Origin of the sequence: Flammeovirga sp. SJP92, from assembly GCF_001583495.1 — a bacterium.
Taxonomy (GTDB): domain Bacteria; phylum Bacteroidota; class Bacteroidia; order Cytophagales; family Flammeovirgaceae; genus Flammeovirga.
In genome coordinates, this window is the sequence record NZ_LQAQ01000105.1 from 1 (window position 1) to 649 (window position 649).

At 38.4% G+C, this 649-nt stretch carries 1 protein-coding gene; it reads left to right on the top strand.

Going from position 1 to position 649, the window contains the following annotated elements:
- Positions 1 to 470: hypothetical protein (locus AVL50_RS33435; protein ID WP_172826937.1), on the top strand; the 470-nt coding region annotated here is incomplete at its 5' end.
- Between the last annotated feature and the right edge of the window lie 179 nt (positions 471 to 649).

The window sequence follows — 649 nt, forward strand, 5'->3', positions numbered from 1 at the left end:
TGACAATGAGCACTATCACTCGTCAGAGGGATGATTATAAAAAGGAAGTGGATGATCTGACCAGAGAGAAATGGCGTTTCGAAATGGATATTGACCGTTTGAAACGAGATTTGAAAGAGGAGGAGGAAAAACATAAAGAGGAGAAAGAAAAGAAAGGGGGGTTGAACGGTATTGTTGAATCACCTGTTTTTGTAGAACTTGCCTCAAGACTTATGGGCCTTCCACAGGTGAGCAATCCAACATATGACCAGCAACAAATTGGATCGGTGCCTGAACCTGAATATACTCCACAAATTGCAAGTCTTCCAGAAGAAAAATCAGATAAGGAAAAAGCAATAGATCATATTGCTGGACTTCTGAAGACTTTCCCAGATGAAGCAATCAATAAAGTAGGGATGCTTATTCAAGTTATTCAGCCTAATCCTCAAGCAATAGACAGAGCATTGGAACCATTTAAACAGAAAAATTAAAATGAAAATATCACAAGTCACACTGACACTCAAGGGATCTACAGATAAAGAAATTTCTGAGGCGGCAAACTGTCTGCAAGTATTTGCTGAAACAATCACAGTAGATAATATGAAGCTTTTAGCGGCCAAGGCCAATAAAAAAGGCATCAATCAGAAAATTAAGAAGTTCCACACATTTA